General features: G+C 58.9%; 19 protein-coding genes and 1 pseudogene. 13 read left to right on the forward strand and 7 right to left on the reverse strand.

The features are described from left to right. Positions 1 to 326 precede the first annotated feature (326 nt). The 4 genes and pseudogenes from EKH79_RS12290 to EKH79_RS12310 all read left to right on the forward strand — a co-directional run bounded on the left by EKH79_RS12290 (position 327) and on the right by EKH79_RS12310 (position 4,789). On the forward strand, positions 327 to 1,379 hold the full coding sequence (locus tag EKH79_RS12290) for an alpha/beta fold hydrolase (protein WP_199754284.1): 1,053 nt from the start codon (positions 327 to 329) through the stop codon (positions 1,377 to 1,379). A 157-nt stretch (positions 1,380 to 1,536) separates the two neighbouring features. Then, a complete protein-coding gene (locus tag EKH79_RS18940; protein ID WP_199754286.1) occupies positions 1,537 to 1,701 on the forward strand; it encodes a hypothetical protein in 165 nt (54 codons plus the stop codon). Next, positions 1,695 to 1,854, forward strand: a pseudogene (locus tag EKH79_RS19065) (IS30 family transposase); the annotation flags it as partial. The gene EKH79_RS18940 and the pseudogene EKH79_RS19065, both read left to right, overlap by 7 nt. 268 nt (positions 1,855 to 2,122) lie before the next feature. Further along, complete coding sequence (locus EKH79_RS12310; RefSeq protein WP_158621241.1) at positions 2,123 to 4,789, forward strand: protease pro-enzyme activation domain-containing protein; 2,667 nt, start codon at positions 2,123 to 2,125, stop codon at positions 4,787 to 4,789. 555 nt (positions 4,790 to 5,344) lie between these two features. On the opposite strand, the gene dbpA is transcribed toward EKH79_RS12310, so the two are convergent. Further along, positions 5,345 to 6,724, reverse strand: a complete 1,380-nt coding sequence (gene dbpA / locus EKH79_RS12320; RefSeq protein ID WP_126674121.1) for an ATP-dependent RNA helicase DbpA — start codon at positions 6,722 to 6,724, stop codon at positions 5,345 to 5,347. Positions 6,725 to 7,201: 477 nt separating this feature from the next. Between dbpA and EKH79_RS12325 the strand changes: the two genes are divergently transcribed. Beyond that, positions 7,202 to 10,495, forward strand: coding sequence for a protease pro-enzyme activation domain-containing protein (locus EKH79_RS12325; RefSeq protein ID WP_126674122.1), 3,294 nt, complete (start codon positions 7,202 to 7,204; stop codon positions 10,493 to 10,495). A 170-nt stretch (positions 10,496 to 10,665) separates the two neighbouring features. Beyond that, complete coding sequence (locus EKH79_RS12330) at positions 10,666 to 11,361, forward strand: response regulator transcription factor (protein ID WP_233590295.1); 696 nt, start codon at positions 10,666 to 10,668, stop codon at positions 11,359 to 11,361. On the opposite strand, the gene EKH79_RS12335 is transcribed toward EKH79_RS12330, so the two are convergent. From EKH79_RS12335 to EKH79_RS12350, 4 genes are all read right to left on the reverse strand, one after another. Beyond that, positions 11,355 to 13,163, reverse strand: a complete 1,809-nt coding sequence (locus EKH79_RS12335) for a hybrid sensor histidine kinase/response regulator (RefSeq protein ID WP_158621242.1) — start codon at positions 13,161 to 13,163, stop codon at positions 11,355 to 11,357. The two genes, EKH79_RS12330 and EKH79_RS12335, sit on opposite strands and share 7 nt — an antisense overlap. Positions 13,164 to 13,471: 308 nt before the next feature. Next, positions 13,472 to 14,242: an SDR family oxidoreductase gene (locus EKH79_RS12340; protein WP_126674124.1), complete on the reverse strand. Its 771-nt coding sequence runs from the start codon at positions 14,240 to 14,242 to the stop codon at positions 13,472 to 13,474. 33 nt (positions 14,243 to 14,275) lie between these two features. Further along, on the reverse strand, positions 14,276 to 15,130 hold the full coding sequence (locus tag EKH79_RS12345; RefSeq protein WP_126674125.1) for an alpha/beta fold hydrolase: 855 nt from the start codon (positions 15,128 to 15,130) through the stop codon (positions 14,276 to 14,278). A 63-nt stretch (positions 15,131 to 15,193) separates the two neighbouring features. Continuing rightward, on the reverse strand, positions 15,194 to 15,886 hold the full coding sequence (locus tag EKH79_RS12350) for an alpha/beta fold hydrolase (protein WP_126674126.1): 693 nt from the start codon (positions 15,884 to 15,886) through the stop codon (positions 15,194 to 15,196). A 155-nt stretch (positions 15,887 to 16,041) separates the two neighbouring features. On the opposite strand from EKH79_RS12350, the gene EKH79_RS12355 reads away from it, so the two are divergent. From EKH79_RS12355 to EKH79_RS12375, 5 genes are all read left to right on the forward strand, one after another. After that, complete coding sequence (locus EKH79_RS12355; protein WP_126674127.1) at positions 16,042 to 16,677, forward strand: CGNR zinc finger domain-containing protein; 636 nt, start codon at positions 16,042 to 16,044, stop codon at positions 16,675 to 16,677. 143 nt (positions 16,678 to 16,820) lie between these two features. Next, positions 16,821 to 17,573, forward strand: a complete 753-nt coding sequence (locus EKH79_RS12360) for a hypothetical protein (RefSeq protein ID WP_126674128.1) — start codon at positions 16,821 to 16,823, stop codon at positions 17,571 to 17,573. Positions 17,574 to 17,613: 40 nt separating this feature from the next. After that, complete coding sequence (locus tag EKH79_RS12365; protein ID WP_126674129.1) at positions 17,614 to 18,504, forward strand: LysR family transcriptional regulator; 891 nt, start codon at positions 17,614 to 17,616, stop codon at positions 18,502 to 18,504. Between the two features lie 177 nt (positions 18,505 to 18,681). Continuing rightward, a complete protein-coding gene (locus EKH79_RS12370) occupies positions 18,682 to 19,668 on the forward strand; it encodes an aldo/keto reductase (RefSeq protein ID WP_126674130.1) in 987 nt (328 codons plus the stop codon). A 17-nt stretch (positions 19,669 to 19,685) separates the two neighbouring features. After that, positions 19,686 to 20,012 carry a carboxymuconolactone decarboxylase family protein gene (locus EKH79_RS12375; RefSeq protein WP_126674131.1) on the forward strand — a complete coding sequence of 109 codons (327 nt, stop codon included), beginning with the start codon at positions 19,686 to 19,688 and terminating at the stop codon, positions 20,010 to 20,012. Between the two features lie 9 nt (positions 20,013 to 20,021). On the opposite strand, the gene EKH79_RS12380 is transcribed toward EKH79_RS12375, so the two are convergent. Beyond that, positions 20,022 to 21,305 carry an ATP-binding protein gene (locus tag EKH79_RS12380; RefSeq protein WP_126674132.1) on the reverse strand — a complete coding sequence of 428 codons (1,284 nt, stop codon included), beginning with the start codon at positions 21,303 to 21,305 and terminating at the stop codon, positions 20,022 to 20,024. Further along, the gene (gene ompR / locus EKH79_RS12385) at positions 21,302 to 22,018 is read right to left on the reverse strand and encodes an osmolarity response regulator transcription factor OmpR (RefSeq protein ID WP_126674133.1); all 717 of its coding nucleotides are present in this window, start codon (positions 22,016 to 22,018) and stop codon (positions 21,302 to 21,304) included. The genes EKH79_RS12380 and ompR overlap by 4 nt, the downstream gene beginning before the upstream one ends. Positions 22,019 to 22,232: 214 nt before the next feature. Between ompR and EKH79_RS12390 the strand changes: the two genes are divergently transcribed. Beyond that, the gene (locus EKH79_RS12390; protein ID WP_126674134.1) at positions 22,233 to 22,799 is read left to right on the forward strand and encodes a hypothetical protein; all 567 of its coding nucleotides are present in this window, start codon (positions 22,233 to 22,235) and stop codon (positions 22,797 to 22,799) included. Positions 22,800 to 22,868: 69 nt separating this feature from the next. Then, the gene (locus EKH79_RS12395; RefSeq protein ID WP_126674135.1) at positions 22,869 to 23,795 is read left to right on the forward strand and encodes an alpha/beta hydrolase; all 927 of its coding nucleotides are present in this window, start codon (positions 22,869 to 22,871) and stop codon (positions 23,793 to 23,795) included. Positions 23,796 to 23,858 lie beyond the last annotated feature (63 nt).

Genomic DNA, 23,858 nt, shown 5'->3' on the forward strand with positions numbered 1-23,858 from the left:
GTTCCTGCGAGCCATAGGTCTTGCCTCGTCGACGATGAGTAGTCAGCGCTTTTGTGGCGCGTCATAAACTTCATTGGACTGCTCCGGACTATTCAAAACACGCCCACTTCAACGCCATCCGGTATCCGTTTGCACTCCCGGATGGCGCTTTGAAGTTATCCCGGAAAAGGCTTTTGTACCGAAATGTATCCGGCCACCACCGTGACACATTGCGGTACTTTCTCTTGGGGCTCGAGACATATTCGAGACACCTCTTCTTGGTTTCCTATGCAGGTCGAACGACCCTTCGCCCATCGATCAGAATCGTTTACTCATAGGAGAAACCCATGCTCAAGAAGATGAAACGCAGTGGCAGCACTTTTCTGGGTGCAGCCGTCGTGGCGATCCTGGCCGCCCAGGGCGGCACATTGAACATTGCACATGCGCAATCTGCACAACCGCAGTCCGCCCAGGCGGCGATGCCGGCGTCTGCATCGCGTGATCCCTGGGGTCCGCTAAAGCATATCCATGCCGGTGTACTGGACGTCGCTTACGCTGAGATGGGCCCGGCCGACGGCCCGGTCGTGATTCTTCTGCATGGATGGCCCTACGACATCCACAGCTATCAGGATGTCGCGCCTGCGCTGGCGGCGAAAGGCTATCGCGTGCTGGTTCCGTATGCGCGCGGCTACGGCGAAACCCGTTTCCTTTCCGACAGCACGATGCGAAATGCCGAACCCGCGGCGCTGGCGGAGGATGTGATCGCCTTCATGGACGCGCTGCACATCAAGCGCGCGGTATTCGGTGGATTCGATTGGGGCGCACGCTCGGCCGACATAGTCGCGGCATTGTGGCCGGAGCGCGTGAAAGCGTTGGTGAGCGTGAGCGGTTACCTTATTGGCAGTCAGGATTCCGGCAAGAATCCGTTGCCCCCGAAAGCGGAATATCAGTGGTGGTATCAGTATTACTTCACCACCGAGCGTGGCCGCGTCGGTTACGAGAAAAACCACCACGACTTCGCCAAGTTGATCTGGCAGCTCGCTTCGCCGAAGTGGAACTTCGACGACACCACTTACGAACGCAGCGCGGCGGCGTTTGAGAACCCGGATCACGTCGCCATCACGATTCACAACTATCGCTGGCGGTTGGATCTGGCCAATGGCGAGGCGAAATACGCCAGCATTGAGAAACGGTTGGCCCAAGCTCCGAAGATTTCCGTGCCCACGATCACTATGGAAGGCGACGCCAACGGCGCTCCGCATCCGCAGCCGGAGGCCTATGCTAAGCAATTCACCGGCAAGTATCAGTTTCGGCTGATTACCGGCGGCATCGGTCATAACTTGCCGGAAGAAGCACCGCAGGCGTTCACGCAGGCTGTGATCGACGCGGATCATCTCTGAAAGGATTCGAAGAACTACGCCGCCACGGGTGGCTGATGGTTCGGCCGTTTCATCGGCGGCCGAACCACCGATGAAGCACAGCCTTTCACCTGTTTCGCGTGTCATCCGGCTTAAGCGCAGCGCGAATCGCCAAGATATCCAGACGAAAGGAGGTTCCATGTCGCAACGATGGCTCATCACAGGCAGTTCGCGCGGTATCGGCCGCGCGCTTTCGGAAGCGGTGTTGCAGGCTGGTCATCGCCTGGTGGCGACTGCGCGCGATCGCGCTGGATGTCACCGACCCCATCGCCGCACAAACAGCCGTCCAAAGCGTGCATTTTAAGGCAATATTTCCCCCAAAGGCATCGACCTGTCGGTGTACTTTCAAGCTAAGCTCAACGCGGTAGCGAGGCAGTTTAACGAGCGGCTTGGAAAAACCTTAAACTTTCAAATACCGGCCGTACGATTTCATCAATCTGTTGCAACGACCGGTTAAATCCGGCCTCAAATTCGGACGGCTTTCCGTAAGGATAGCGTGGCAGTATTGAAGCAATAAGGGAGCAGAGTGCTTTTCTAAAAGACAGAAATGCACTTCGAGTAGGTCTAAATCCAGGGGGATACAAATGCTGAGCAATTTGCGCACTGAAAGACTTATGGTAGCCGTGGGGCTTGCGTTACTAGGCACTTCGATAAGCATCTCCGCTAGGGCGGCAAGTAATCCTGTAACTACCGTCAGTAGCGCGATGGTGTCACTGCATCCGGCAGTGACTTTGCGCAATGGCGACAAGGCGGTGGGTCCGCTGGATTTTTCGCAGCCCATGCATGTGGTCGTCGCGTTGAAGCTGCGCAACGAGCAACAGCTCGATCAGTACATCGCCAAACCCGGTTTCCGGCCGCTGACTTCCGGGCAGTTCCAGATGTTGTACGCGCCCACGAAGCAACAGGCGCAAGTCGTGGCCGATTACCTGACCAAGGCCGGCTTCAGCAATGTAAAGATCGCCGCCGGCAATGCCTTGGTGGAAGCCGATGGTCGTGCCGACACGGCGCAGTCCGCTTTTAGCACCTCGTTCACGCATGTCAAAACGCACGATGGACGCGACGCGTACGCCAATAGCAGCGCGGTGCAGATTCCCGCGAACTTGCAAGATGTCGTTCACGCCGTGCTTGGCCTGCAGAACGTGCACATTTCTCACGCGATGACACGTCCTTATGATCCGTTCGCCGCACATGCCATGGCACCGCAATCCCTGCCAGAAGGTGATGGGTTTGCACATCAGCCCTCCGACTTCCCGGTAATTTATGGCGCCAGCGGAATGGCCCCAGTGACGTCGGTTTCGGTGGGCTCTATCTCCACGGGGCCGATGACGAACGTGTTGAGCGACCTGCAAACGGCGGATCCTGGTGTCACGGTCACGCTGAGGGGCGACACTGCCGTTGGCAATGGTGGCGGCAGCAACAGCGATGATTCCGAATGGGATTTGGATAGCCAGAACATTATCGCTTTCACCGGCGTGAAACAGTATTACTTCTACGTCGCCAATTCGCACAATGACAGCGACTTGCAAGTCGCTATCGCTCAAGTGGTGTCGGATAACCTGCTGAAGGCGATCGATTATTCGATGGGTGAGTGCGAAACCGATGCACAGTCGGACGGAGAAGCAGCAACCGGTGACAGTTCTTTCAAGCAGGCCGTGGCACAGGGACAGACTTTTTTTGTGTCGGCTGGCGATACAGGAGCCGATGAATGTAACAACGGCACGAACACGCCATCGTGGCCGGCCAGCTCTCCTTACGTGACCTCGGTCGGTGGCACCTCCTTGCTCACTAGCCCCGCGACCACATGGCAAATCGAAAACGTATGGAATGACAACAACCTAGGCGACGGCGCCACCGGTGGCAGCCCCAGCACTTTCGAACCGATTCCGATCTGGCAGCAAGGTGTAACGGGCATTACCAATCAGACTTATCGTGGTGTGCCTGACATTGCGTTTGATGGCAGCCCGATCACCGGTGCGCTGATCACCGTGGATGGCCAACCGAATCAGGCTTGGGGCGGCACCAGCCTCTCTGCGCCACTTGCGGTGGGCATGTGGGCGCACGTGCTGCAGGCCGACGGTACCAATCTGGGTTTTGCGACGCCGGTGATCTACAAGGTTGCGCAATTGTCGAAGCTTGGTTACGCCACCGCCTTTCATGACATTACCGCTGGCAATAATGATGGTTATTCCGCCGTTGTCGGATGGGACTACACCAGTGGCTGGGGCAGCGTAATCGTTAATGGGTTCGCCAATCTGGCTACTGTGAGCATTTCCAGCTCCAATTCTCCGCTTGTATCGTTCGGTACCTTGCCTGCGCTACAGGTGACTACACCGATTCCGGGGAGCATGCATACACCGGGTGACTTCAACGGCGATGGCACGTCCGACATCTTGTGGTTTAACCCTTGGTTGAGCCAGATCGGCCTTTGGAGCATGACTGCAACAGAGTCCAGCAACCTGGATGGCGGCGGTGTTACGCGCGATGCGCTGAGTACCTACAACATCACGCCCGGTTACTTCGTCGGCGCCGTGGGTGATTTCAACAATGATGGTTTTGCCGATCTCGTCTTCACAAGCGCCAATCGTGACTTGTACATGTGGACTAACAATCAACATGGCGGATGGACGTCCACTTATATCGGCACCTACCCAAGTCAATGGCAACTTATCGGCGCCGGCGATGTAAATGGCGATGGCGATGACGATTTGCTGTGGCTCAATCCTTCCGCATGCGAATTCGCCTACTGGACGATGCAGGGGGCCACACGCATCGGCTCCAAAATCATTCCCGTTGCGTGCGGCTATTACCCGATCAGCATCGGCTATTACACCTCGTCTAATCGACTCAGCATTCTGTGGACAAGTGCAGCGAACGATCTATACATGTGGGATAGCAACGGCAGCAGCAACGGCACCGGCTTCAACGCGTACGACCTGACGTCCTATTTGCCTGCGAATAGCCAGATCATGTCAATCGGCGGCGGCTACCAAGGACAGAATATCGGTGTGCGGGTGTACATACCGGGCATGTATGGCACACAGGGCCAAGGGATGCTCTGGTCGCGCTCCTTCGACACCAATGGTAATCAAACGGGCATCCAGGTGACCCCGATCTTTGGTCCGAACGTCGTAGACACTCATGTCGGCTCCGCCGGTTACCTGATTGCAGGTAACGGTGTCAACAACACTGCTGTTTACAACTTCGACCCCGATTACATGTACCTGAGCACGGGTGGCTTGCAAAACATTGCCACCGATGACGTCACCGGTAACGCCCCCGAATACCCGGCACTCCAGAACACTTACCAATCGGGGGACTACTGGAGTTATCCCAACGGCTGGTGGGTTGTTGGCGCACTCTTTAATGGTGCGGCGTCACCGCCCTGGCAATAAGCTCCATATACACGCATAGCCCCGCACAGATGTGCGGGGCTGGTGCCTTGATGCTGCATTCAGAACGACATGCGGACGCTATCGACTACTGAATCTGCATGGTGCAGTCCACGCTTCAGTTTAGAAGTCAGTGTTAAACGTCGTTGGAAGTGATTGGATTAGATGCATGTTTGCGACCCAAAGCGGGTGCCAACTATCGCTTGCAGGGTAGAACGGCAGGCGCTTGAAACGGTTGGGTAGCAGGCCGGAATGGCCGCCCAGCGTGATGGGCAATTTGAGAGTATGGTGGGCGGTACCGCCTAGCTATGTAGACACCCGAATGAACGACACTCCAAAACCCTTGTCGGCATCGACCATTCATTCGGTTTATTCCGGCACGAAGATTACTTCTGCGGTCGAGCAAGCCAAAGATTTCAAATCGACAAACCGTTTTCAGCGCGATGCCGCGCATTCGGGGCAAGCACCCGAGAAGCCGAAGGTCGAGAAAAAACGACCGCGCCGGTAATTGCGCGTCGCGTCGCTTAAAAGCTTAAGCCAAACGCCCGGCTGGCAAGATCAGCTCAATGGACGCACACGAAAATTGCGTCCTTTGATCTTGCCTGCACGTAGACGTTCCAGCGCTTTGTTTGCAGCCGATCGAGTGATGGCGACGTACGCGCGCGTGGCGAAAACATCGATTTTGCCGACGTCGTCCGCCTTGAGGCCCGCGTCGCCGGTCAATGCACCGAGGATGTCGCCGGGGCGAAGCTTGTCCTGACGTCCGGCGTCGATCACCAGGGTTTTCATCGGCGCCAAATTCAATGTCTTGCTACGCGGCGCAATCAGTTTCAATGGATGCCACGACAGTGATCTGCCGAGCATCTGTTCGATGTTGTCCGCCTTGGGTTTTTCGCGTGGCGTGCATAGCGTTATCGCCAGACCGGTTTGCCCGGCGCGACCGGTGCGGCCGATGCGATGGGTGTGCGTTTCCGGATCGTGGGCGACGTCGTAGCTGATCACCAACGGCAATGCGGTGATGTCCAGGCCGCGTGCTGCGACATCGGTCGCCACCAGAACGGCGCAACTGCGGTTTGCGAATTGCACCAGCACTTCATCGCGGTCGCGTTGTTCCATATCGCCATGCAAGGCCAGTGCGGAAAAGCCGCGGCTGTCCAATTCTTGCGCCACGGCATCGACGTCGCGTCGCATGTTGCAGAACACCAGCGCGTGCTGGCCGCGTTCGCCGGTAAGCAGTTGCGAAAGCGCGTCGAGTTTGCGGGCCGGATCCACGTCGATGAACTGCTGCTCGATCGCAGGTTTTGTTTCGGCCGGCGCTTCGATGGTGATTTCGACCGGGTTGCGCTGTACGCGTGCGCTCACTGCCCTGATGTCATCCGGATAGGTCGCCGAAAACAACAGCGTCTGATGATGCTTAGCGATGCGCCCGATGATGTCATCGATGGCTTCGCTGAAACCCATGTCCAGCATGCGGTCGGCCTCGTCCAGCACCAGCACCTTGATGCCGCCGCCGTGCAGGCTTCCGCGCTTCAAATGTTCCTGCACGCGACCGGGCGTACCGACCACGATGTGTGGATCGTGCGACAGCGACGCCAGCTGCGGACCCAACGGCATGCCGCCGCACAAGGTGAGCAGTTTGACGTTGGGGATGTTCGCCGCGAGTTTGCGGATGGCCTTGCTCACCTGATCGGCCAATTCGCGCGTTGGGCACAGCACGAGCGCCTGCAAGCGGATCGTTTCCACGTTCAACGATTGCAGCAGACTCAGCCCGAACGCAGCGGTTTTACCGCTGCCCGTCTGCGCTTGGGCAATGACATCGCGCCCTTCCAACATGGCCGGTAGGCTTTGCGCCTGGATGGGCGTCATTGTGCTGTAGCCGAGTGTTTCGACACTGGCCAGCAGTTCGGGTTTCAAGGGGAGTGTGGCAAAGGCAGTCATACGCCATGATCGCACGTTCGCCTCAATCATTGCCTTAAAAGCAGGCTAATCTGAGGCTCGGCACGTCGCACAACGCGGCGAAAGTGGCGTTGGGCAAAGACAGGAAATGCGCTGAATTACACGCGCTGAAAACCCTCCCTGAGGCGCCAGCATGACGCCGAAGCGCGCCCCGGCACCAACGCCGCATATGAAAAAAACGCGCTAGACGCGCGCGTATTGCTGCATTTGCGTTGCATCTAAGCCATCTAATGGAGCGTTTGGAAGGCGTAAGCGGAGAGATCGCGTGAGCACGGGTGATTCGGACGCGAGACGAGGAGATTTCTGTTGCGTGCGAATTTCAGTACTCACACCTATATTCGTGAGCGAGCTGTCGGAGAGGGCGGCTATGCATGCCACGAGAGAGCGAACCCCTGGGTAAGGGTCTCGGGTGCTGTTCGTTAGGCGCGTGGCGAACTTTCTAGAACGCGGGGAATTTACATGCTGACTCAAAAATATCAGCCGTGGTTCGCGGTCGCGGGTTTGGCCCTGGGCATTGCGGTTCCAATCGCAGCAAGCGCCAACACCACGACACAGGGCCCGGGTTACTTACCAGCCGTTCCGCAAGACAAGGCGAGAATCACCCATTCCGTCGATGACAATCAAAAAACAACACTCACCAACACGCGCTCATCTTATGCAGTCGCCGCCTACGACAAAGGCGCGCTTCCCGGCACGCAAGCATTCGCGGACCTTAAGCTTGTTCTCAAGCGCAGTCCGGCGAAGCAGCAGGCCTTCGATCAATTGCTCAGCGAGCAGAGCAATCCAAGTTCACCGTACTTCCATCATTGGCTGACAGCGTCGCAGATCGGCACGATGTACGGCCCGGAGCAATCCGATGTCACTCAGGTATCGAAGTGGCTGCAATCGCATGGACTGCAGGTGAAAAGCGTCAGTTTGGATGGGCTCGTTGTTCATTTTTCGGGCGATGCGGCCGCGTTGAATGGCGCGTTCAACGCGTCAATGCACAGTTATCAAATCAATGGTGAGCAGCATTTCGCCAACGCTAGCCCCGTGCAGGTTCCGGCGGCGTTGGCTCCCGTCGTTCAAGGCGTCCGTCTGCACAACTTCTTTCCCAAACCGCAACACATCGATGTGGGCGTTGTAAACAAGGACAAGGCAAGTGGTCAGTGGAAGACCGTAGCCAAGGCCACTGCGACAGGCACCCACCAACCGACACCGCAATTCACGGTACCGGGCGGCACGAAGGAAACGCAGACCACCTACGATGTGGTGCCGGCTGACTTCAACACCATCTACAACGTCAATCCCTTGTGGAGTCAGGGTACGCGTGGCGCAGGCCAGACCATTGTGGTGCTTGAACGTACCGACATTAACCTTGCCGACGTCGCGACATTCCGCAACGCATTTCTTCCCGCGAACGCCAAGGGTACGGTGACCCTCGAGCATCCCGGCGGCTGTGCCGATCCGGGTGTCAACGGCGATGAGAGCGAAGCGGCACTGGATGCCGAGTGGGCCGGCGCAGCCGCTCCCGACGCGAACATTGTGGTGGCATCGTGCGCGGACAACACCGCCACGTTTGGCGCCTTGCTCGCTGCCGACTACCTAACCAGTTCGTCGCCGGGAGCTATCTGGAGCCTCAGTTACGGCGAATGCGAGGGTGCGTCGGGTGGCGATACCTTTGCATCCATTCTGTGGTCGGATGCGGAAGCGGAAGGCACCACGGTCTTCGTGTCGACCGGTGATGCTGGCTCTGCCGCTTGCGATCAAGATGCGCTGTTTGCGGCATCCGGTGGTGCACAGGTCAACATTCTGGCCTCGTCGCCGTATGACGTTGCGGTAGGTGGTACGGATTTCAACGATTTCGGCAGCAACGGCCAGTACTGGTTGTCGTCCAATCTCGCGCTCGACGCATCGGCAATCAGCTACATACCGGAACAGACATGGAACGACTCTTGCGCCAGCAGCCAGCTCGATAAGTTGATGGGCTACACCAGTGGCATCACGGCGTGCAACGACGCAACCGGTCCAGGCAGCGACTATCTGGATGTCGCCGGCGGCGGCGGCGGTGCCAGCGGCGTTTTCCCGCAGCCGGAATGGCAGGAAGGTGTGTATGGACAGACCAACTTTGCGTCGCGTACGTTGCCGGACATCTCGCTGTTCGCGGCGAACGGTCTGTATGGCCATGCGCTGGTCTACTGCATGTCCGACACGACCGAACAAGGCACGACGTGCGACTACACGAACTCCGATGACGTGTTCTACAACTCGGCCGGTGGCACGTCGTTCGCCGCTCCGTCCATGGCGGGTGTGCAGGCGTTGATCAATCAGGCTTCGGGTGGCACCAGCGGCAATATCCTCCCGGCGTTGTACAACCTTGCCATCAAGCAATACGGCACGAATGCTTCGCCTAACACCGCCATGCTGACAAGCTGTAATTCGTCCAACGGTGCAAGCATCGGCGGCGATTGCGTATTCAACAACGTTACCGTAGGCAACATTGACGAGCCATGTTTTTCGGGTACGCCCAATTGCTACCTCGGCTCGAACAGCATTGACGGGGATGAGTCGTTCGGCGTGATCTATGCCACAGCCGGCGAGAATCAGACGACGACGGTACCAGCCTGGTCCGCCAGCGTCGGCTACAACATGGCCACCGGCCTTGGCTCGGTCAACGTGACGAATCTCGTGAATGCGGTGACGAAGTTCGAGCAGCCGTTCCATCGCACCACGCCGTATGTGGCACCGTACGATTTCCTTACGGCGTCGGATGGCAGTATCAACGACTTCTTCAGCAACGACGGTTTCAGCGATATCGCCCTTGTCGATCCGGTCAAAGGCACATTCACTTCGCTGGCCATGAAAGGCAGCGTCGTCAGGGTTCAGAGCACGCTGTCGGTAGGTGCGGGGTACACCATTGGTGCCGTTGCCGACTTCTTCCCCGTCCTCGATAGCTTTGGCCTGACCTCGGCGCACCTGGCTTGGACTGGCCCGGACAACAAGTTGTATGTGTGGATATCCGACGACGCCGGCGGTTACTACCCTTATGAGGTTGGACCCTCGTATTCCGCAGGCTGGAAGCTAATGGGCTCGGAAGTGATCGACAACAGCGGCGCGCCACAATTGCTGTGGTTCAACGCGAGCACGTCGCAATACGGCTGGTGGAAATTGGGTACGGATCTGAGCACCCTGGGCGCAACGCTGGCATCGACAACGGCTCCGACCTCGGTGCCGAGCGGTTATGTGCCCACCTTGGCCGATCTCAATGGCGATGGTTACGGCGATCTGGTGTGGACGAGTCCCACTGACACCAGCGTCTACGGCTGGATCAACAACCAGCAGGGCAGTTACGTCATGCACGTGCTCAATGCCAGCCGTCCGCAAGGCTATACCTTGTCTGGCGCGGGCGACTTCACCGGTACTGGCGTGACCGATCTGGTGTGGGTCAATACGTCTACCCATCAGGTGCAAATCTGGATGATGAATGGCTTCAACGTTACATCGCAGAAGACCTTCAGCTATACGGCCGGCTATACGCTGGCGAGCATTGCCGACTATGACGGCGACGGCTTGGCCGACCTCTTGTGGGTGGGTACCGCTGGCGATGTCTACGACTGGCAAAGCAACGGTAGCGGCGGCTTCCAGGCGCTGCGTGTGGCCGCATCCGACGGTACGCCATTCGTCGTACCGGCCGGCACGCAGATCCAGGGCAACTGGCTACAGGGGTCTGCCAACGGTGGCGCCGCAAAACCACCGGCACTGGCCAGCCATTAAGACAACCATCGCAAGAACCTAAGGAAGCCGGGCAGCGATGCCCGGCTTCTTTGCTTTTCGCTATCGACTGGCGGCTCCCAATTCGCTGCCCTATGATCGAACCCGTTGCCATCCGTGAAGACCAAGTGATGGGCCGCCTTTAAGACGAACGGACTTGATCCGATACGAATGTGAGTTCGCAATCACCTCTGAAAGTGCTGATTCTCGAAGACGATGATCTGCTGCGCGATCGTGTCCTCGTTCCCCATTTGCAGCAATTTGGTTTCCGGGTGGAAGCCATTGGCCGCGCATCGGAATTGGAGGCCAAGCTTCGGCAGCAGGTTCCCGACATCGTCGTGCTGGACCTCGGTCTGCCCGACCTCGACGGTTTCGAGGTCGCACGTAATCTACGGGCAGGTATTGCAGGCATCGGTATCGTGATGCTTACCGCACGCGCAGAAAGGCATCATCAGGTGCGTGGACTATCGGAAGGCGCCGACGCCTATCTCTCCAAGCCAGTGGACATCGATGTGCTGGCTGCCACGCTCTATAGCCTCGCCCGGCGCCTGCAGCTTTCTTCGCCCTCGCAAAACGATCACAGCTGGCGCTTGGGCGCCGACGGCTGGTGCCTGCTATCGCCGACCGGTCAACCCGTCGCGCTGAGCCAGCTCGAAAGCCGCCTGCTCGCCCCGTTGATCGAGGCACCCAATCGCGTCGTCTCACGCGAGGCGCTGATTCAAGCCGTCACCTCGAACGTGCACAACTACGACCCGCATCGACTGGATACCCTGGTACATCGCATTCGCAAGAAAGTGATGCGCGTGTTGGGTATGCCCTTCCCGTTGAACGCGGTACCGGGTCAGGGCTACGTGCTGGTTTCTCACTGAAGGTCGGCCGATTTACCTTGCAATGCATTACGCCGCGCCACGTGATGCACATGTGCCAACAGAGTTTCCGGCGCAAAGGGCTTGGGCAATCGCTCGTTGAGCGCATGGCCGGTCTGGCCGGAAGAGTTGTCGCCTTCTATGTACGAAGAAATCAGAATCGCCGGCACTGATGGATAACGCTCGCGGATATGGGCGAGCAACGTCGAGCCATCCATGTCGGGCATGCGGTGATCGCAGATCAGTACCGCAGGAGCCAACTTCGATTCAGTGAGCTGCCGCATCGCCTGCGCACCATTGGCCGCTTCCTCCACGACGCAGCCTCCCTGCTCCAGCGCAGCCCTCAACAACATGCGCAGATCGTCGTCGTCGTCGATCAACCACACACGCACCGATTGCGCACTTGGCTGCAGCGCGTCTTCCGCGACCGCCTCGGACTTGGGCAAATGTATCCGCACGCAGGTACCCAAACCGGGCGTGCTCTCGATCGCAATGGTGCCACCGGCGCGACTGATCAGGTCATACACCACGCTCAATCCGAGTCCTGTACCGACGCCGATTGGTTTGGTCGTGAAGAACGGTTCGAAAACGCGTCGGACTGTTTCATCGGACATACCGATACCGCTGTCCCGTATCGTTATTTCCACCTGGTTTTCGCCATATTTCGCAGCGCTAACGACACAGAAACCACCGTCTGGCATGGCATCGCGTGCATTGGTCACCAGATTGAGAAGCGCAAGCTCGAACTGGTTCCGATCGAAATGGATAGGTAACAAGAGATCCGATGCGTTGACGTCCAGGTGAACATTCGGCGGCAGCAACTGCCGTAGTAGCGGCAGCAATTCGCGCAGCGTTTCGGCAACGTCGAACGTCTCCGTCATGGTTACGCTACGCCGGCTGAAGTTGAGCAGCTTCCGGCACACGGCGGCGCCCCGGCGAGCGGCAAGCTCGGTGCCTTCGAGCGCATCGGCCAGCTCTTGCGCGACGGGCTCGATATCATCGTTGGGCTCTTCCAGCCGTTGACGCGTACGCGCGAAACCGAGAATCACACCCAATACATTGTGAATATCGTGCGCGATGCCGCTAGCGAGCCTACCCACCGCGTCCATCTTCTGCGCATGCAACAGCTGCTCCTGGACCAGCTCGCGCTCGGCGATCTCGCGTTGCAGCTGCTTGTGTTGGCTGTTGACCTGATCGTAGCTCTTGCGCAGCGATTGCACGCTGCGATCCAGCACAAAGGCGACTGCGGCATAGGTAAACATGGTTCCCGGAAGCCCCGCATACAGGCCAACCAGAAACTGCGGCAACGGTGGCGGAAAGAGCGTCTCCACCGTCATGCCCGTGAAATAGGCGAGCAGTGTGCCGCCGTATACGTACCACAGTGCGCGCCGCCCTAGCATTAGCCCGGCGATGATCATCGCCACGAAGAAAATCGAGTCGTTTCTCGTGTCGACAACGCCCGTCACCCCGAAGTACAGCACCGCCGAAACGATGACGACGGTCAGGAATTGCTTGACAGCTTGTTTGAACAGCCCGCGGCGAATGAGATAGAAACCAATCCACGCCGACGCGGACATGGCCGCGTCCGTCGCAAGGTCGACGAAGAATGGGATGCTTGTCCCACGCAGCTCGTGACTGTGGGAGTACATCAGCAGATGCAAATTTGCGTGCGCGAGAATGTAGAGCTTATTCAACGGCTGCATGCAACCGTAGAACGCAAAAAAGAACTGCATGAAAAATGCGTTGCTGCGATCGACCGGATCCCCGACCGGTACTTTCGCGAACCACGCCAAAGCGCGCTTCACCAAAACCGTTCCCCCGCTCACTGCCTCACTTGTGCGAGGCCCCCTTACCATCCTGTTCCGGTGCCGGTACGAACCATGGCCACGCAGTACACACGCCCACACCCCGGCTCATTTGCATACTACATCAGCGTCCGCGGATGAGGGCTGCGTGTCACTGCCGGCCTGGCGTTCAAATCTTAGGAGAATTGTGACTATCCAAGGTCAAGTGGGAATCACGGAAGGCGTGCCGACGGCGGATTGCCTTTTGACGACTCATGAAAGACACGCGCCGAGCAATGACGCTCTTAAGATTGCCCGGCCGACGGCGATCAAACCGATTTGACTTCGCCGCCATCCATGCGAAGCATGGCGCCCGTCATCCAACGCGCGCCGGGCGATACGAGAAACGCCATGAGTTCCGCGATTTCTTCCGGTTCGCCGTAGCGCGCAATACCTGCTTCTTGTGGGAAGTGTTCCATTGCTTCTTCAGGCGTCATGTTGTGCAGGGGCGCCCAGTGTTGAAGATATGAACGACGGCGCCCTGTCATGACCGGCCCCGGCAACACGCTATTCACCTGCACGCCGTCGGTGATGCCGCGATCGGAAAAGGCTTTTGCCAGCGCTGCGATCGCGGCATTGATCGTTCCGACTGCCGCATACGGCGCTTTCGGGAAGATGGCGGAATTGCCGGACATCATGACAACCGACCCTTTCGCCTCCTTCAGCGCCGGCCATGCTTCAATGGTCAGGCGTCTGGCGCCGTGCAGCTTTAGCGCCATACCACCGTCCCATTGTTCGTCGGTCATGTCGAACAGATCGATCTGCGGGACGGCACCCGCAATATTCAACAACGCATCGATACGACCAAACGCTACCAGGGTTTTTTCGACGACCATCTTCGCTGCCGCTTTGTCCGCCAGATCCAGATCGAGAATCAGCGCTTTCGCTCCGTTGGCTTCGACCGCGGCAGCCGTCTCCAGCAAGTGCTCCCGATTCCTCGCAACGAGCACAACCGCTTTGAAATCCTTCGATAGACGAATCGCGGTGGCGCGGCCGATGCCCTGACTTGCGCCCGTAACGATGGCCGTTGACTGTGACATGACACTCTCCCGATGCGTGTTGTGACAACGATCTTAGGCAGCAAGAAACGCGCGGATGGTTTCGGCGATTTCTTTCGCGTGTGTTTCCAATGCGAAGTGACCGGTGTCAAAGAAGCGAATTTGCGCATCCGGAATATCGCGCTTGAACGCTTCGGCACCTGGCGGCAGGAAGAACGGATCGTTCTTTCCCCACACCGCGAGGAAACGCGGATGGTGCTTGCGGAAATACGCCTGGAAAGTCGGGTACAGCGCGACGTTGCTCTTATAGTCCAGCAGCAGATCCAATTGAATTTCGTCGGCGCCTTTGCGGGCAAGGTAGTAGTTGTCCAGTGCGATGCCGTCCGGCGAAATCAGCGATTCGTCAGGCACGCTGTGCGTGTACTGCCAACGCGTCGCTTCTGGCGCGAGGAAATCGCGCAATGCCGCGCGGTTTTCTGCCGTCGGATTTTTCCAATACGTCTGAATGGGATTCCATCCTTCACTCAATCCTTCTTCGTACGCATTTCCGTTTTGGGAAATGATCGCGGTGATGCGTTCCGGATGTTTTACTGCAAGGCGGAACCCAGTCGGTGCGCCGTAATCGAAAACGTAGACCGCGAAGCGATCGAACCCCACCACTTCCGTGAAGCGATCGATGACATTGGCAATGTTGTCGAACGTGTAGCTGAATTTATCGCGCGACGGCATGTCCGATTGACCGAATCCCGGCAGATCGGGCGCGATGATGTGGAAGCGATCGCTCAGCAGCGGAATGAGATCGCGGAACATGTGACCCGAGCTGGGATAGCCATGCAGCAGCAGCAATTTCGGTTTGCCGGCCGAACCTGCTTCACGATAGTAGACGTTCAGGCCGTCGACGTTGGCAGTGCGGTAATGAATAGCGGACATGATGATTTCTCCAGGAAATGATGCGTTTACGTAATGTGGAATAGTCAGATGAGGTGATTCCGGTCAGCCGTCGACGAACCGCACTGCGTCGACGATCACGGTCGCGACAAGTTCGGGCGCGGTGACGCTGGGAAGGTGATCGACCGGATAGGCGCTGATATGCGCGTTCATGCGCTCAGCCATGAAGCGCTGCGTCTTCTCCGGAATCATGTGATCGTGCTGCGCCAGCAGGTACCAGGCAGGCACGTCTTTCCAGAGCGGACGCTCCACCGGAACGGTGATCGCCGCGGGTGAAATGGGCAGCTGTTTCGCCGCGAGTGCTTTCTGCTCTTCCGGCGACGCGTGCTGCGCAAATGCGATGCCGAACGCTTCCGGTGCGAGCCACATCAGGCCGTCATCGCCGGGCGCGAGCTTGGGTGCCTTCTCGTCGTGTTCGTAGCGGTTGAACACGTCGGCCACGGTCTCGCCCTGATCCGGCGCCAAGCCCGCGATATAGACCAGCGCCCGAACCTTGGCGCTGTGCGTGGCGGCAATCACCGCGCCAGCGTAAGCGTGACCCACCAGCACGACCGGACCGTCGACCAGCGCGAGCACCTTGTCCAGGGCCGTCACATCGTCGGCCAGCGACGTTAGCGGCAGCCGGAATGTAACTGCATTGATGCCATCTGACTGGAGCAGAACTACGACCTTGCCCCAGCTCGATGTGTCGGCCCATGCCCCGTGAGCCAACACGACGGTAGCGGATTTTTTGCCCATATCGCCTCTCCCATTGGATGAAAAGCCAGCGGTCCGAGGCGATCGGGACTTGAAACCGCAGTAACCGCCTCAACTTCGATTTGGAGGTTACTCTCATCAAAAATAACTTGTCAAGACCATTTGAGGCGGTTACCTTCAGCCCAAGGAGAAACCCCATGCCGCAGCCGATGCCCGCCCTTTTCATTGCCGACTCCGTTGGCCTGGATTTCTTGAATTCCATAGCGACGCCGGTGGATACCCCTGTCGACTGGCTTGAGGACGGCGAGGGGCTGCTGGGCTGGCTGCGCCAGGCCAAGCTGGTGCCGGACGACGTTCTGGATTCGATCCGGGCACGGGCGATTCCGGGGGAAATCGATCGCCTGGCGGCTCAGGCGCGCAGCTTGCGCGAGTGGTTTCGGACCTTCGTGCGGTCCCACAAAGGGCATTCGCTGAAAGCGCCCGATCTAGCCGAGCTGGAGCCACTCAACGAACTGCTCCGGCGCGATGGAGCGTTCAACGAAATTGTCGCTCAGGAGAATGAAGAGACTTCGGGTTTTCGCTTGCTGAAATCGCGCCGCTGGGCGTCGCCCGAAACCTTGCTGATTCCGATCGCCGAATCGTTGGCCGATCTGGTTTGCCGGGAAGATTTTTCATACGTGAAAGCTTGCGAAGGGCCAGTCTGCACCTTGTTGTTCGCCGATCACACACGCGGGCATGCGCGCCGGTGGTGCAGCATGTCCATGTGCGGCAATCGCGCGAAGCAAGCGGCGCATAGGCTGCGTGCGAAGGCGGAGTTGCCGAGCAACGCTTAAGCGTGTTGCGTGATCTGGCGTTCTTGCCGATTTGTACCGGACATCCGCTGAAATAAATCAGCGGTCATGAGAGCATGCCCGCAACAACAGCTCTCTCGTTGGATGATGTCCCCTGTTTTGAATTCAGCACACCGGGTGATTTCATGACGAAACGTATCGCCGCCACGCTCGGCTTCCTTTTGCTCGTTTCCCTCACCCCGGCGATGGCGCAACAGTTCCCGATTTGGGAATCGCTGCTCCACAACTACGGCGCCAAGACCGACGACACGCAGGTGCCATCGATGAAGATGGGCAATCACATGCAGATGTCGTTGAAGGGTACGGCTCAAGCAGGCGATGAACAGCGCGCCGGTGACATTGTTGCGGCCGCCAAGCGCGTACTCGTGCGCTACGCCGACGTCGATACTGCTCTCAAAGATGGATACAAACCGTTTCACCCAAGCGGAAAGATGGGCGAGGAAGTGCATTACAGCAACTACCGCTACGGCCGGCAGGAACGGGAACACGTCAACTACGATCAGCCCGGATCGATTCTTTACAAACGCACACCCGAAGGCATGCAAGCGGTTGGCGTGATGTACACAGCACCGCAGAACGCCACACCCGAACAGTTGAACGCCGTAGCGCCACTAAGCATCGCAACCTGGCACCGGCATGTGGATTTCTGCGGCGGTCCACGCAGCCTGCCTATCTCGGAACAATATGGTCCCCAAGCTAAATTCGGCCCACAAGGCAGCATACATACCGAAGAGGCCTGCAAAGCAGCGGGTGGCCTGTGGCTTCCTGTCGTGTTCGGCTGGATGACGCATGTCTATCCCAACTCGAAAAATCCCAGCGAGGTGTGGGCGGGGATGGATATGCATATGCATATGGATGCGAACACGGATAGTGATTGATCACCACATAATGATCGCCTCATGACGCCAATCACGCACCATGCGCAAAGATCTCTATGACCTGATCGCGTTTCTGTCGGTGGCGCGCGAGCGCAGCTTTACGCGTGCGTCAGCGAAACTCGGCATATCTCAGTCGGCGCTAAGTCATACGATTCGAAAACTTGAAAGCCGCCTTGGCGTGCGATTGCTGACGCGCACGACGCGAAGCGTTTCGCCTACCGAGGCGGGTGAACGTCTGCTGCGCAGTGTCGGCCCGCGTCTAGAGGAGATCGAAGCCGAACTGACTGCCCTGGGTGAATTGCGCGAAAAGCCGGCCGGCACGATTCGCATTACGACTGCCGAACATGCGGCCGACACCATTCTGCGGCCCGCACTGGAGAAACTTCTTCCTGCGTATCCGGACATCAAGGTGGAAGTCGTCATCGATTACGGCTTGATCGATATCGTTGCGCAACGCTATGACGCCGGTATTCGTCTGGGCGAACAGGTGGCGAAGGACATGATTGCGGTGCGCATCGGGCCGGATGCGCGCATGGCCGTCGTCGGATCGCCTGCTTATTTCGCCAAGCATCCAGTTCCGAAAAAGCCGCAGGATTTGATGGTGCACAATTGCATCAATCTGCGTTTACCGACCCATGGCGGTCTTCATGCCTGGGAATTCGAGCGACAGGGACGCGAGCTGAAAGTGCGCGTGGATGGGCAACTGGTTCTAGGCAACAACTCGCAAATTGAAAAGGCCGTGTTGGCCGGCATGGGGCTGGCGTGGATACCGGAAGACGTCGTGCAGACGCATGTCGCGAAAGGGCGCCTCAAGAGAGTGCTCGAAGCCTGGTGTCCCAGCTTCCCTGGCTATCATCTCTACTATCCGAATCGCCGGCAGAATTCGCCTGCGCTGAATGTGCTGGTCGAAGCACTGAAATATCGCGGCTGAAGGTTTTCTCGGTCCATCCCGACCTGCATTCATGAATCCTAGTCATAGGTTCATGCGCTTTATCCTACTTAATTCACAGCTTCCATAGCGCTAAGGTGTGCATTCCCCGTGGGACATCGGGTGCCTCGCGAAGGCAGCCACCGTATCCCTGTTCAAATCATTGTGAAGGCGAACCTCATGAAGATGCGCAAACTTGGAAAGAGCGGACTGGAAGTATCGGCCATCGGTTTGGGCTGCATGGGCTTGAGCTTTGCGTACGGCCCCGCCACGGAGAAGAAGGAAGCGATCTCGCTGCTTCATGCCGCGATAGACAGCGGCGTCACGTTCTTCGACACCGCCGAGGTCTATGGCCCATACACGAACGAAGAGCTTCTTGGCGAAGCACTCGCACCGTTCCGCAAAGATCTGGTGATCGCCACGAAGTTCGGCTTCAAACTCGAAGCCGGCAAACAAGCGGGGCTGGACAGCAGCCCGGCGCACATTCGTGAAGTGACGGACGCAGCACTCAAGCGCCTGAAGACGGATCACATCGACCTGTTGTATCAACACCGCGTCGATCCGAACGTACCGATTGAAGACGTGGCCGGTGCCGTCAAGGATCTGATCAAGGAAGGCAAGGTCAAATATTTCGGCTTGTCCGAAGCCGGCGTGCGCACGATTCGGCGCGCGCATGCGGTTCAACCGGTCACGGCGCTGCAGAGCGAATATTCGCTGTGGTGGCGCGAGCCCGAGGAAGAAATACTGCCGACGCTCGAAGAACTCGGCATTGGCTTCGTTCCCTTCAGCCCGCTGGGCCGCGGCTTCCTCACGGGCGCTATCAACGCCGATACGAAATTCGGGCATGACGACTTCCGCCACAACGCGCCGCGTTTCGCTGCGGATGCGATGAAGGCCAATCAATCGCTGGTCGACGTCATCGGCCGCATCGCCGAGCAGAAGCATGTGACGCGCGCACAAATCGCGCTGGCGTGGCTGCTTGCACAGAAGCCGTGGATCGTGCCGATTCCGGGAACCACGAAGCTGTCGCGACTGGAGGAAAACCTCGGCGCAGCGAATATCGAACTGACGGCAAGCGATCTGCACGATATCAACGATGTGCTCTCCGCCGTGACGGTGCAAGGCGAACGCTATACGGAACGCATGCAGCAGCTGGTCGACCGCTAAGCCACGGAGCCGACGTCATGACCGACAAACCCTCTACGGCGCACAAGGCATTTGGCGATGTAGCGCCCGCCCTGGCCGACATCACCGACAACGTTCTGTTCGGTGATGTATGGCAAAGGCCGGGGCTATCACCGCGCGATCGCAGTCTGATTACCGTTGCCAGCCTGATCTCGCTCTATCGCGTCAACGAGCTGCCGTTCCATCTGAAGAAGGCACTCGAGAACGGCATCACGCGGGATGAATTGATCGAGGTGATCACCCACCTCGCCTTTTACTCGGGCTGGCCTACGGCGAGTACGGCGTTGACCATCGCGCGTCGTGTTTTTGAGGAGACCGGCGTCTAAAGGGCGACTCTAGGGCGATACAGGAATCCGGATGGTCGCGACGAAACCGTCCGGCGTTCCGTTTTGCCAGGTCAATGCACCGCCATGCAGTTCCGCCGCGCGCGCGACGATGCTCAAGCCGAGCCCCGAACCGACGCCGCCGCGTGCCTGATCGCCGCGTTCAAACGGACGTCCCAGTCTTTGCTGCAGTTCCGCCGATACGCCGGGACCATGGTCGATCACACTCATCGACCACGATGCGTGATCCGTGCTCACGACGACTTCGAACGGTGCAGCACCGTAACGTTCCGCGTTGTCCATCAGGTTGCCGATGGCGCGGCGGAGAAGGCTTGGCCGCACGGTCGCGGTCAATACCGGCGGTCCGCGCCATTGCCAGTCGTCCGGATTCGTGCGCAATGCGAGCAGCTGTCCGATCAAGGTAACGATGTCGATATCACGGCGCGGTTCGTCGCGGCCATCGCGCACGAAGGCAAGACACTGTTCGAGTGCGTTGTCGAGCTCTTCGAGATCCGCAACCATGGCTTCGCGCCGCTGCGGATCGTTCGCATCGCCCAATTCCAGTGCCAAGCGCAGACGCGCCAGCGGCGTGCGCAAATCGTGCGAGATGCCTGCAAGCATCAGTTCGCGCTCGCGCGATGCGTGACGCAAGCGCTCGCCGGCCTGACCAATCGCTACCGCAAGTTCGCGCACTTCCAGCGGACTGCCGGTCAACTGCGTCTGCAAGACCGGCTCTCCCGCAAGAAGCGCTTGCGCGTGCGAGGCAAGGCGTTCAAGCGGACGTGTCAGCAGCCGCGCTGCGTAGGAGGCAATCGCCAGCGCAATCAAACCGGCAAGCAGCATCACCAGGATGCTGGAAGCGATAACCTGACGGCGATAGCTCAATGCGCGCATGACGATCCACGTCTGCGGATCGTGCGCGCTGCGTATCCAGATCTGCGGATTGGGGTCCTGCGTGACGACAACGCGCGAGGGATCGCCAAGAATATTGCCCGCGGTGTAACCGATATCCATCAGCAACGGCGAGAGGCGAATGGTCGGCTTGGGTGGCGGCGTGGTAGAGAAGCGCAGACCGGCGCCGCTCAATTGGTCCAGCGTCTGCATCGATTCGGCATCTTTGTGCACGGATAGCTCGTCGGCCGTCAGTGCTGCGGCAACGACGAGATGCCCATACGTATCGCTGCCGGCCCGCAGCGAGACACGCGTCGACAGAATGGAGGCGAGCGTCAACGCAAGCAGAAGCGCCAGCACGAGCAAGCCAAGGATCAGCGAGAAGGTCGACGGTGCGCGCTTCATGCCGTACCCCCATGCAGCACGAACACATAACCTTCGCCCCACACTGTTTGCAGCCAGCGCGGTTGGCGCGGATCGTCTTCGATGTAGCGCCGCAGCCGTGACACCATCACATCGATACTGCGATCGAAGGCTTCGTGATCGCGGCCGCGCGCGATAGCGATCAAGCGCTCGCGGCTCAACGTTTCGAACGGATGCGTGATCAACGCGGCGAGTACGGCGAATTCTCCGCTGGTGAGTTTGATCGGCGTGTTGTCATCGAGCAGCTGACGCGTGGCGAAATCGAAGGTGAAGCGACCGAACGTGACCGGCGCCTGTTCGAGTTGCGGCGCACCGACCGGCGCGCGTGGCCGGCGGCGCAGCACAGCGCGGATGCGCGCGACCAGTTCGCGCGGATTGCATGGCTTGCCCAGGTAATCGTCCGCGCCGATTTCCAGGCCGACGATGCGATCGACATCGTCGCCTTTCGCGGTGAGCATGATGATCGGCGTATCCACGCCTTCGGCGCGAAGCTCGCGGCACAGCTGCAATCCGTCGGCATCGGGCAGCATCAGATCGAGCACGATGAGATCGACGTGATGCGCGGCCAGCTCACGCCGCATGGCGGCCGCGTGAGGCGCGCCATAGACGTGAAAACCCTGCTGGGTGAGGTAGCGCTCGATCAGGTCGCGCAGGCGCAGGTCGTCGTCGACGACAAGGATATGGGTCGTTTCCATGGCCTGACTATCTCCCGGCCGGCCGGTGCCGGACAAGCACTGTTTTTTCGCATGTGTAAGCAAATGTTTCCGGATCCCGTTCCGGCAACAAAGGCTCACATTTGAGCGGATATGGAAACACCTTGGCGCGAACCGGCGTGGAAGATGCGTTTGACGCAACGGCCAACGTTGCGGTCCGTCTTTGGACCCCTCTTCCACTCAGTAGGAGCGCCTCATGTTCATGTCATCGACTTTGCGCAGTGCGTCGCTTGCCCTGATCTGCCTGACCGCTGTCGCCGCCGTAAATCCGGCCAGCGCCCAGACACATTTCCACGGCACCGCCGGTTCCGGTGCGTGGGGCAGATACGCAGGCGGCGGATATACCCGCAACAACAACGGAACTATCACGCATCAAGGCGCCCACTATTACCAGGGCACCAACGGCGCCAGCTACAACGGCCACAACAGCTTTACGAGCAACCCGGACGGCGCGGCATCCAGCAGCCACCATTTCAGCGGAACGACGGCGGCCGGCGGCAGCTACAGCAGCAGCGGTGCCTATTCGCGCAGTTCCAGCGGCGCTGTCTCCGGCAGCTCGCAAACCAACGCCGGCGGCCCTCGCGGTACGTACGACGCCAGCACCACAACAGCCAATGGCGTGACTACGCACGATACGACAGCCACCAATGCCGCCACGGGTGTTACCTATGATGGTCAAACCACTTACACCAAAGGCCAGGGCTTCACGCACTCCGGTTCGTGCACCAATGCCAGCGGTCAATCGGTGTCTTGCGGCCAATGATGCGATGATGGATTTGCGCGCTGCCGCCGGCTTTCGCGGCGCGGTGAAACGGGCGCTCGGGAGACTCTGATGAAACGCGTTGGCCTTACCGTCTTTGCTTGCAGCATGCTGGCTGTGCTTGGTTCGCTAGGCGTCAGTGCGCAAACGGCACCGCAACAGCCGACGTTGTTTGCACGCCGCCTGGTATCGCTTCAACCGGCGATACCGTCCGGAACGCGTGTCATCGACAACGTCAGCTATGGCTCCGATCCGCGCCAGCGCTTCGATGTTTATGCACCGGCTGAAGCTGCTCACGCGCCGGTGATCTTCATGGTGCATGGCGGCGCGTGGGCGTTTGGCGACAAATCGGCGCGCGGTGTCGTAGAGAATAAGGCTGCACGCTGGGTGCCACGCGGATTTATCTTCATCTCCGTCGACTACCGCATGCTGCCGGACGCCTCGCCGCTGACGCAGGCAAACGATGTGGCGCGCGCACTGGCTTACGCGCAACAGCACGCCAGGGAGTGGGGAGGCGATCCGTCGCAATTCATTGTGATGGGTCATTCGGCGGGCGCGCATCTGGTCTCGCTGATCACCGCCGACACCGCTATTGCGCAACAGAATGGCGCGGCGCCATGGCTTGGCACGGTCTCGCTGGATAGTGCAGCACTGGATGTCGTGCAGACCATGCAGGGTCGTCATCTGCCGCTTTACAGCCGCGCGTTCGGCAGCGATCCGTCGGGCTGGGTCGCCGTCTCGCCGTTACAGCAGTTGCATGGGCGCATCGTGCCGTTCCTGGCGGTGTGCTCGACGCGCCGCCAGGACTCCTGTCCGCAAGCTCAAAACTTCGTGGCGAAGTCCGGAGCATTCGGTTCGCAGGCAAAGGTGCTGCCGGAAGACCTGACTCACGAACAGATCAATGAACAACTCGGTACCGCATCCGATTACACGGACAATGTCGAAGCATTCATGCGCGGCTTGAGTCCCGCCGTCGCCAGTGCACTTTCGCAGAAATAGAAAACCGCGCCCCGAAGGGCGCGGCGTCACTTCCTTGTGACTCACCTCCCTGTGAGTCACGCC

Origin of the sequence: Dyella dinghuensis (assembly GCF_003977615.1) — a bacterium.
GTDB lineage: Bacteria > Pseudomonadota > Gammaproteobacteria > Xanthomonadales > Rhodanobacteraceae > Dyella_B > Dyella_B dinghuensis.

Coding starts and splice junctions, on each gene's coding strand:
- EKH79_RS12290 (WP_199754284.1), top strand. CDS start 327: ATGCTCAAGAAGATGAAACGCAGTGGCAGCACTTTTCTGGGTGCAGCC.
- EKH79_RS18940 (WP_199754286.1), top strand. CDS start 1,537: ATGTCGCAACGATGGCTCATCACAGGCAGTTCGCGCGGTATCGGCCGC.
- dbpA (WP_126674121.1), bottom strand. CDS start 6,724: ATGACTGCCTTTGCCACACTCCCCTTGAAACCCGAACTGCTGGCCAGT.
- EKH79_RS12325 (WP_126674122.1), top strand. CDS start 7,202: ATGCTGACTCAAAAATATCAGCCGTGGTTCGCGGTCGCGGGTTTGGCC.
- EKH79_RS12340 (WP_126674124.1), bottom strand. CDS start 14,242: ATGTCACAGTCAACGGCCATCGTTACGGGCGCAAGTCAGGGCATCGGC.
- EKH79_RS12345 (WP_126674125.1), bottom strand. CDS start 15,130: ATGTCCGCTATTCATTACCGCACTGCCAACGTCGACGGCCTGAACGTC.
- EKH79_RS12350 (WP_126674126.1), bottom strand. CDS start 15,886: ATGGGCAAAAAATCCGCTACCGTCGTGTTGGCTCACGGGGCATGGGCC.
- EKH79_RS12355 (WP_126674127.1), top strand. CDS start 16,042: ATGCCGCAGCCGATGCCCGCCCTTTTCATTGCCGACTCCGTTGGCCTG.
- EKH79_RS12360 (WP_126674128.1), top strand. CDS start 16,821: ATGACGAAACGTATCGCCGCCACGCTCGGCTTCCTTTTGCTCGTTTCC.
- EKH79_RS12365 (WP_126674129.1), top strand. CDS start 17,614: ATGCGCAAAGATCTCTATGACCTGATCGCGTTTCTGTCGGTGGCGCGC.
- EKH79_RS12370 (WP_126674130.1), top strand. CDS start 18,682: ATGAAGATGCGCAAACTTGGAAAGAGCGGACTGGAAGTATCGGCCATC.
- EKH79_RS12375 (WP_126674131.1), top strand. CDS start 19,686: ATGACCGACAAACCCTCTACGGCGCACAAGGCATTTGGCGATGTAGCG.
- EKH79_RS12380 (WP_126674132.1), bottom strand. CDS start 21,305: ATGAAGCGCGCACCGTCGACCTTCTCGCTGATCCTTGGCTTGCTCGTG.
- ompR (WP_126674133.1), bottom strand. CDS start 22,018: ATGGAAACGACCCATATCCTTGTCGTCGACGACGACCTGCGCCTGCGC.
- EKH79_RS12390 (WP_126674134.1), top strand. CDS start 22,233: ATGTTCATGTCATCGACTTTGCGCAGTGCGTCGCTTGCCCTGATCTGC.
- EKH79_RS12395 (WP_126674135.1), top strand. CDS start 22,869: ATGAAACGCGTTGGCCTTACCGTCTTTGCTTGCAGCATGCTGGCTGTG.